Annotated in this window: 5 protein-coding genes and 1 pseudogene; 3 read left to right on the top strand and 3 right to left on the bottom strand. The window is 72.3% G+C overall.

Annotation, left to right across the window (positions count from 1 at the left end):
• Positions 1-391 precede the first annotated feature (391 nt).
• Positions 392-1,681, top strand: a complete 1,290-nt coding sequence (locus tag STSP_RS35955) for an MDR family MFS transporter (protein ID WP_078067786.1) — start codon at positions 392-394, stop codon at positions 1,679-1,681.
• Positions 1,682-1,833: 152 nt separating this feature from the next.
• On the opposite strand, the pseudogene STSP_RS38010 reads toward STSP_RS35955, so the two are convergent.
• Both STSP_RS38010 and STSP_RS35950 read right to left on the bottom strand, forming a co-directional pair.
• Positions 1,834-2,052, bottom strand: a pseudogene (locus tag STSP_RS38010) (hypothetical protein); the annotation flags it as partial.
• Between the two features lie 148 nt (positions 2,053-2,200).
• Positions 2,201-3,817: a family 20 glycosylhydrolase gene (locus STSP_RS35950; RefSeq protein ID WP_067285448.1), complete on the bottom strand. Its 1,617-nt coding sequence runs from the start codon at positions 3,815-3,817 to the stop codon at positions 2,201-2,203.
• Between the two features lie 256 nt (positions 3,818-4,073).
• On the opposite strand from STSP_RS35950, the gene STSP_RS35945 reads away from it, so the two are divergent.
• Together STSP_RS35945 and STSP_RS35940 are read left to right on the top strand one after the other, a co-directional pair.
• Positions 4,074-5,366 (top strand): glycoside hydrolase family 1 protein, encoded by a 1,293-nt coding sequence (locus STSP_RS35945; protein WP_067285404.1) that lies wholly within the window; start codon positions 4,074-4,076, stop codon positions 5,364-5,366.
• Between the two features lie 10 nt (positions 5,367-5,376).
• On the top strand, positions 5,377-5,955 hold the full coding sequence (locus STSP_RS35940) for a TetR/AcrR family transcriptional regulator (RefSeq protein ID WP_067285403.1): 579 nt from the start codon (positions 5,377-5,379) through the stop codon (positions 5,953-5,955).
• A 3-nt stretch (positions 5,956-5,958) separates the two neighbouring features.
• Here the strand turns inward: STSP_RS35940 and STSP_RS35935 are convergent, their stop codons facing one another.
• On the bottom strand, positions 5,959-8,271 hold the full coding sequence (locus STSP_RS35935; RefSeq protein ID WP_067285401.1) for a glycoside hydrolase family 3 C-terminal domain-containing protein: 2,313 nt from the start codon (positions 8,269-8,271) through the stop codon (positions 5,959-5,961).
• Positions 8,272-8,309 lie beyond the last annotated feature (38 nt).

Genomic DNA, 8,309 nt, shown 5'->3' with positions numbered 1-8,309 from the left:
AACAGACCATCGAAGGCCTGGACTTCGTGCGTCCGGACCGGTTCAAGACCAGGTAACCGCCCACTCCGGCCGCTTCGGCTCAGTGGCCTCGGTGGCGGCATCCGGCTGACGGTCGTTGCGGGACTCATCTCTTGACGTCCCGCAACGATGCCGAGGACCAGCCGTATGCCGACCCCCTGGGCGGTCCTCGCCCCGGCCGCCGTCCTGGGCCCTGCTCGGGGCGATCGCGGTCACGGCGGCCGGTGGCGTACGCATCCCGCGGCTGAGGCGGCGCCCGCGTCGTGCCTCCGTGGAGCGGCCCACGGACCATCCCAGCGGGACGGCGCAGACGGTGCCGGAGCCACCGCGTACGCCCGTAACTCACACCACCCAGGAACTGACGGCCACCGCCATGCCCGATCTCATCTCCCGCGCCCTGACCCGCCGAACCGTCCGGACGACCAAGCCTTCACGCGAGCGGACCTGGAAGCATCTGTCACCGCTGCTGCGGCTGCTGCTCCTTACCCAACTCACCTCCGGTATAGGCTTCTTCGCCGTTCTGCCGTTCCTCGCCGAGCACCTCGGCACCGCGCTCGGCATGGCGGGGTGGATGGTCGGCTTCGTCCTGGGTCTGCGCACCTTCAGCCAGCAGGGCCTCTTCGTGGTCGGCGGCGCACTCGTCGACCGCTACGGCGTACGCCCGATCGTGCTGGCCGGCTGCGCGCTGCGGGTCGCCGGCTTCGCCTGGCTGGGGTACGCGGAGCAGACCTGGACGGTGATCGGCGCGGTGCTCCTCATCGGCTTCGCCGCCGCACTCTTCTCACCGGCGGTGGAGTCCGAAGTGGCCCGGCAGGCGGTGATCAGGGAGGAGGAGGGCCACGGTTCACGCACTCGGGTGCTGGCTCTGCTGAGCGCGGCCGGACAGGCCGGTGCCTTCATCGGCCCGCTGCTCGGCGCCCTGCTGCTCGCCGTGGACTTCCGCACCACCTGCCTGGCCGGGGCCGCCGTTTTCGTCCTCATCCTGGCCGGGCACGTATGGCTGATGCCGCAGCACATCCCCGGCCGAGTACGCACCCGGCAGCGGGGCGGCACGCGCGTACTGCTGCGCAACCGCAGCTTCCTCGCCCTGTGCTGCGCCTACGGCACCTATCTGCTCGCCTACAACCAGCTCTACCTCGCCCTGCCGGACGAGGTGCAGCGCGCGACCGGCTCCCAGGCAGCCCTGTCCTGGCTGTTCGCCCTGTCCTCCCTGCTGGTCGTCTGCGCCCAACTGCCCCTCACGCGCTGGGCAGGCGACCGGCTCGGCCTGCGCCGCTCAATGATCGCCGGGCTGCTGCTCATCGCGGCCGGTTTCGCCGTCGTGGCCGCCGCCCTGCCCGTCGGCTGGACGGGTGTGGCGGGGTTGCTGCCCGCCGCCGGGTACGTCGTCCTGCTCACCCTCGGCCAGATGTTGGTCGTCCCCGCCGCCCGCGCCTGGGTGCCCGACCTCGCCGAGAACGGCCGCACCGGCCTCTACACCGGCGCACTGTCCTCCGTCTCCGGCCTGATCGTCCTCATCGGCAGCTCAGTCACCGGCTCCCTGCTCGACCTCGACCTGCCACCCGCCGTGCCCTGGCTGATCCTCGCCGCAGTGCCCGCCCTGGCGGCGGCAATCCTCCCGAGCCGCTCGGAACGGTATGCGGATGCGGGAGGGGCTCACTGACGTCATTGGTTCCTGCCCGCACGCAGGCGGCCTGACCCGTCGCCTTCTCAGCCGCGCCACCCCGACAGGGTGCGCCACGCCGATCACGTCGGGTCTTGCCCTCCTGGGTGCGGCGTTCGTAGTACGCCTGGGTGCGCACGCCTCAGACCCTCTCACGTATCACGGACGTCCCTATAACGGGGGCACTGGATACCCGTCCTGACCAGGTTGAAGACCTCTCGGGCGGCATATCGCTTGAGGCAGGGAATGATCTCACGCCGGGTCTTGCCCTCCTGGGTGCGGCGTTCGTAGTACGCCTGGGTGCGGGGGTCGAGGCGTAGCCGGGCGAACACGATGCGGTGCAGGACGGCGTTGGCCTGGCGGTCGCCGCCAGGGGCTCCGGACTCGCAGGGTGACGTGCATGACGAGACGGATCGCGTTCGAGCGGCTGCGTCCGCCGCGGTTCCGGAGAGGCCCTGGTCGTCCAACAGCCTGACGAAAGATGGGAACCAGCGGAGCAGCCCGCCGTGGCGGGCCCGGTCAGGGCCAGGGGATCTCCGTGGAGGCGAGGTAGGCGAGCCCTCGCTCCTCCCAGAGCTGCGCGTGACGGGCGAGGCGGGTCCGGTGGCCCTCCCATTCCGGCTGCCGGCCGGTCCATGCGGTCTCCGCCACGGAGACCATGCGCGGCAGCAGCAGGGTCGTGAGGTCGTCGAAGCCGCCGACGGATTCGCCGAACAGCGTGGCCTCGACCCCGGCGATCCGTTCGTCGGGGACGGCGTGCGCGGCCGGGTTCCAGTCGGCCGTGTGCCGGACGCCGCCTGACCGGTAGGTGCGGAAGCCGAGGCGGGCGCCCGCCTCGACCTGATGGGCCGGCGTCACCTCGTGCGCGTACGGGCGGTCCAGGTAGAGGTGGGACTGCGGGGAGAGCAGGACGCGCCCGCCCCCCTGGACGATACGGGCGAGGTCGTGATCGGCAGGGGCGAAGAACGCCTTGAGGGCCTTGATGAACTCGAGGGTGTGGCCGGCTGCGAGCAGTTCGGGCCGGTCGGCGAGTTCCTCTTCCGTGTCGGGCAGGTCCATCATCGGCACGTCCACCCAGAACTGGGCGATGTCGTCCGGGGCGATCCCGGCACGTGAGGACTCCTGCCAGGCCAGCGGCCGCCTCCCCGACGCCCTTACCAGCGCGCGCAGTTCACGTATCGCAAGGGCGAAACCGTCCGCGGTCATCCCGACGGCCTCGTCACCGCCGATGTGCACGAACGGGCCGGCGGTCAGCCGGCACACGTCGGCGAGAATCGCGGCGACGACGTCCCGTGTGCCCGGGTCGGCGAGGTCGAGCGGAGGGACGAACGGGAAGCGGCCCGCGAGGCCCTCCGGTGCGGGGGCGGCCGGCAGTCCCGGCATGGCCTCGCGCAGGGCGGCGCAGTGGCCCGGCAGGTCGATCTCGGGGACGACGGTCACGAAGCGCTCGGCCGCGTACTCCTGGAGGGCCCGGTAGTCCTCGGTGGTGTAGTACTCCCGCGGTGCGCCGTCGCCCCTGGGGGCGGTCAGTTCGGGAGCGGCGGGCAGCTGCAGACGCCAGCCCTCGTTGTCCGTCAGGTGCAGGTGCAGCACGTTCAGCTTGTAGAGCGCCGCGAGGTCGATGACGCGACGCAGTTCGCCGGGTGTGAGGTAGCCGCGCGCAGGGTCGACCATCAGGCCGCGCCACGCGTAGTGCGGGGCGTCCGTCAGCTCCTGGCAGAGGATCCGCGCGGCGGACGTGGTGAGCAGCTGGATGGCGGTGGCAGCGGCCCGGAACACCCCCTCGGGGGTGACGGCCCGGCAGGTGATGCCGCGTTCGGTGACCGTGAGGCGGTAGGACTCGTCCACCGGTTCGGCGGCGCCGCGCGGGGAGATGCCCACGGTGGTGCGGTGCGGCGCCCGCGGCTCCTCGTCCAGGGCGAGTGTGAGGGTGGCGGGACCGGAGCCGGTGGCGCCGCCGTCGGCGTCCGGCGGCAACAGGCGGTCGCGCAGGTGTGGTTCCAGCAGCGCGCGGACCGTCCCGGCGACCGCGGCGAGTCGGCCGTCGGCGGCGCGGATCCGCCAGGGGCCAGCGACGGGCAGTTCGCCGCCGGTGGCTGTTGCCTGCCGCGCGGGGCGGGGAATGACGGCGTTCACGGTCTCCTCCACCGGGCTGATACGGGACCGGCTGGCGGCCGGTGTGCACCCCCGGCCCAAAGGCTGGCGCCTCGTCAGGTCGGTGCCGGGCCTCTGAGCCGGTGGACCGCGCCCGGAGCGGCGCTCGGGCTGCCGCCTCTTCCTGCCGGACCGGGTGCGCCTGTAGGCTAACACGAAAACCGATCAATGAACGCTTTTTGTGGAGTTGCGGGTCAGCCGCCCGGCGCCCCGGCTCCGCAGCGGAAGGAGCTCCCGCATGACGCCCTCGATCGGGCCCGGTCTCGTACTGCCGGACGGCTTCCTCATGGGAGCCTCCACCTCCGCCCACCAGGTAGAGGGGAACAACGTCTCCAGCGACTGGTGGGCCCTCGAGAACCGGCAGGGCAGCTTCGTCGCCGAGCGCAGCGGGGACGCGGCCGACAGCTTCCACCGCTGGCCGCAGGACATGGACCTGTTGAGCGAACTCGGCTTCAACGCCTACCGGTTCAGCATCGAATGGGCCCGCGTCGAGCCCGAGCGCGGACACGTCTCGCGCGCCGCCGTCGAGCACTACCGCGCCATGGTGCGCGGGGCGCTGGAGCGCGGCCTGACCCCCGTGGTGACGCTGCATCACTTCACCTCGCCGCGGTGGTTCAGCGAACTCGGCGGCTGGACGTCGCCCGAGTCCGCCGATCTCTTCGCGACCTACGCAGGAACGGCCGCGGAGATCCTCGGGGAAGGCGTCCGGTACGCGGCCACGATCAACGAGCCGAACATGATCGCGCTGATGCACACCCTGCTGCGCCACGCCGCCCGGAGGGCGGACGGTGACCCCGGCTCGACGGCGGGCGGGGATCACGGGGGTGCCGCGGCCTTCGGCCCCGGCGCGATCGAGCCGGACGCCGAGGTCACCCGGGCCCTGATCCGGGCCCACCGGGCCGCCTCCGCCGTCCTGAAGGCGGCCGACCCCGCGCTGCGGATCGGCTGGACGATCGCCAACCAGGTCTACCAGGCCGAACCGGGAGCGGAGGAGACCGCCGCCGTCTACGCGTGGCCGCGCGAGGACGTCTTCCTGGAGGCCGCCCGCGAGGACGACTGGATCGGCGTGCAGGCGTACACCCGCCACCGCATCGGCCCGGACGGCCCGCTCCCCGTGCCGCAGGACGCCGACACCACCCTGACCGGCTGGGAGATCTACCCCGAGGCGCTGGGCGAGGCGGTGCGGCACACGGCCCGCGTGGTCGGCCCGCACGTCCCCATCCTGGTCACCGAGAACGGCATCGCCACCGGCGACGACGACCTGCGCATCGCGTACACCACGAGCGCCCTGGCGAGCCTGGCCTCAGCCATGCGCGACGGCGTCGACGTCCGCGGATATCTGCACTGGAGCGCCCTGGACAACTACGAGTGGGGCTCCTACCGGCCGACGTTCGGGCTCATCGCGGTCGATCCGCACACCTTCGCCCGCGAGCCCAAGGCGTCGGCCCGCTGGCTGGGCTCCCTGGCCCGCGCCGGGCGCATCCCCTGCCCGCCGGCCGCTGCGCCCGCCGGCGTCTCCTCCGCGGGTTAGGCTGGCCGGCATGGCGAAACGGGGCCCGTACGAGAAGGGCGAGGCGAAGCGCAAGGAGATCCTGCACGCCGCTCTTGAGATCTTCGCCGCCGAGGGATACCGGGGCACCTCGCTGCGCAAGGTGGCCGCCAAGTGCAATCTCAGCCTGCCCGGCCTGATGCACTACTTCGACTCCAAGGAGGACCTGCTCACGCAGGTGCTGCGGATGCGCGACGAGACCGCTCGGGCGCGGCAGAACGAGCGCACCGGCCCCGAGAGCTACCGGGAGATCATCCGGGAGAACGCGAGGACACCGGGACTGGTGGAGCTGTTCGTGTCCATGGCAGCGGCGGCCGGCGAGCCCGGCCATCCGGCGCACGCACACTTCGCCGAGCGCTATCCGGTGCTGCGCGAGCGGACTGCCGCGTTCGTCCGGAAACGCATGGACGAGGGGCGGATGACCACCGCGATCCCGGCCGAGCGGCTGGCGGTCCTGCTGCTGGCGGTGGCCGACGGCATCCAGCTGCAGTGGCTCATCGACCGGTCCATGGACATGGAGCAGCCCATCGACGACATCATGCGACTGCTCGACCCGGGCCGGGAGAGCTGAAGTTCACCCGTCCCGGCCGTCGGCGGCGACGAGAGCGGCCAGCTCCCGCACGCCCTCGGGCGGTACGGGGCTCTGCGGGAATTCGGCGATCACCTCGAGCGGCATCCCGGCGAGGAACCGCCGCATCACCGGGTCATCCATGGCGCTCGAACCCGTCCTTGCCGCCCGGGCCCGGGCGAACCTCTCCGCCAGCAGCGGCCCGCCCACGGGATGCCGCAGCCATTCCGCGAGCGTGTTGCGTCCGCTGAGCAGCAGGCGCGAGGGGTCACCGGCGACGGTCACCTCGACCGACAGCCGGATGTCGCGCGAGGAGGAGCCGGCCTCGATGCGGTGGACGCCGGCCTCGACCCGCCAGCCGCCTTCGCGTTCGCTGTAGTAGGCGAGGTCGTCGCGCGCCAGCTCCACGACCACCTCGCGGCTCTCGCCGGGGGCGAGGGACACCGAGGCGAAGCCGCGCAGCTCCCTCGGCGGCCGGGCGACCGCGGAGTCGGCCGGGCCGCTGCTGTAGATCTGGACGACCTCACGTCCCGCACGGTCGCCGGTGTTGGTGACGGTCACCGCCACGGTGAACGTCGCGCCGCCCTCGGCCTGGACCACGCGCATCCCGGAGTACGCGAAGGTGGTGTACGACAGCCCGTGGCCGAAGGGGAAGGCGACCTCGCAGTGGCGGGCGTCGTAACCGCGGTATCCGACGAAGACGCCTTCGCCGTACCGGACTCGGCCCTCCTCGCCGGGGAAGGAGAGGTGGCTGGGCGAGTCCTCCAGGCGCAGTGGCACGGTCTCGGCCAGCTTGCCGGACGGGTTGACCGCTCCGAACAGCACTCGGGCGAGCGCGCCGCCGCCGGCCTGGCCGAGCAGCCAGCCCTCGACCAGGGCGGGCACGGCCGTGTGCCAGGGGGCGGTCCGCACCACGCCGCCGTTGGAGAGCACGACGGCGACGCGCGGGTTGACCGCGAGGATCCGCTCCAGCAGGTGCAGTTGCGCGACCGGCAGGTCGATGTGGTCGCGGTCGAAGCCCTCCGACTCGTCCTGGGCGGCGAGTCCCAGGAACAGCAGCACGGTGTCGCTCGCGGACGCGAGCCGTACGGCTTCGTTCGCCAGGGCCTCTTCCGGGGCCGCGTCCGTCGGCGCCGCCCCCGGGAGCGCGTAGCCGGGAGCGAAGTCCACGCGGGCTCCGTCGGCGAGTTCCCACAGGCCGTCCAGCGGTGTGTCGAGGCGGGTCGGTGTCACCTGGGAACTGCCCGCGCCCTGATAGCGCGGCGTACGGGCCAGCTCGCCGATGACGGCCACGGTGCCGGACGCGGGATCGAGGGGCAGCAGCCCCGAGTCGTTCTTCAGGAGCACGACGCACCGGTCCGCGGCCTCTCCGGCGAGACGGTGGTGCTCCTCGACGGACGTCTCGTGGCCTGTGCGCGCGCCGTCCGTCACGCGCCGGGCGAAGCGGACGAGCCGTTCCACCGCGGTGTCGAGCGCCGCCTCGTCGAGGTCGCCGGCGGCCACCGCGGCGACGACCTCGCGGTCGGTGCGCCCGCCCGTGCCGGGCATCTGGAGGTCGAGTCCGGCGCGCAGCGCGGCGACGCGGTCGCGCACGGCGCCCCAGTCGGACATGACGATGCCGTCGAAGCCCCATTCGGTGCGCAGGATGTCCGTGAGCAGCCGGGTGTTCTCGGACAGGGGGATGCCGTTGACGCCGTTGTAAGAGGACATGACGGACCAGGGGCGGTCGCGCCGGACGATGCGTTCGAAGGCCCGCAGATAGATCTCGCGCAGCGGGCGCTCGTCGATGTCGGCGCTGATGCGCATGCGGTCGGTCTCCTGGTTGTTGGCCGCGTAGTGCTTGAGCGCCGCTCCGACGCCTGCCTCCTGCAGTCCTCGGACCATGGCTCCGCCCAACTCGGCGGAGAGCAGCGGGTCTTCGGAGAAGTACTCGAAGTTGCGCCCGCACAGCGGTGACCGCTTGATGTTGATGCCGGGCCCGAGCACGACGCGTACGCCGTGGGCGGTCGCCTCCGCGGCGATCGCGGCCGCGACACGCCGGGCGAGATCCGGGTCCCAGCTGCTTCCGAGCGCCACGGCGGGCGGGAAACAGGTGGCGGGGGCGGCGCTGTGCAGATCGACCTGGCCTCCGTCGCCGCCCTCCTTCGGCAGACGCAGCCCGTGCGGACCGTCGGACATGGTGACCGCGGGGATGCCGGCAGAGGCGACGGCCGTGGTGACGAAATCACCGGCACCGCTGGTCAACGAGGCCTTGTCGGCGAGAGAGAGCCGGGACAGCGTCGGGTCCGTGGCCGGGGACGGCGGGGTCTGCTGAGTCATACGGCACACCTATCGAGGTCTCATGAGGCAGGAGGAAA

The sequence above is a fragment of the Streptomyces jeddahensis genome, from assembly GCF_001642995.1.
GTDB classification, from domain to species: Bacteria; Actinomycetota; Actinomycetes; order Streptomycetales; family Streptomycetaceae; genus Streptomyces; species Streptomyces jeddahensis.
This window is presented reverse-complemented; position numbering and strand designations above follow the sequence as displayed.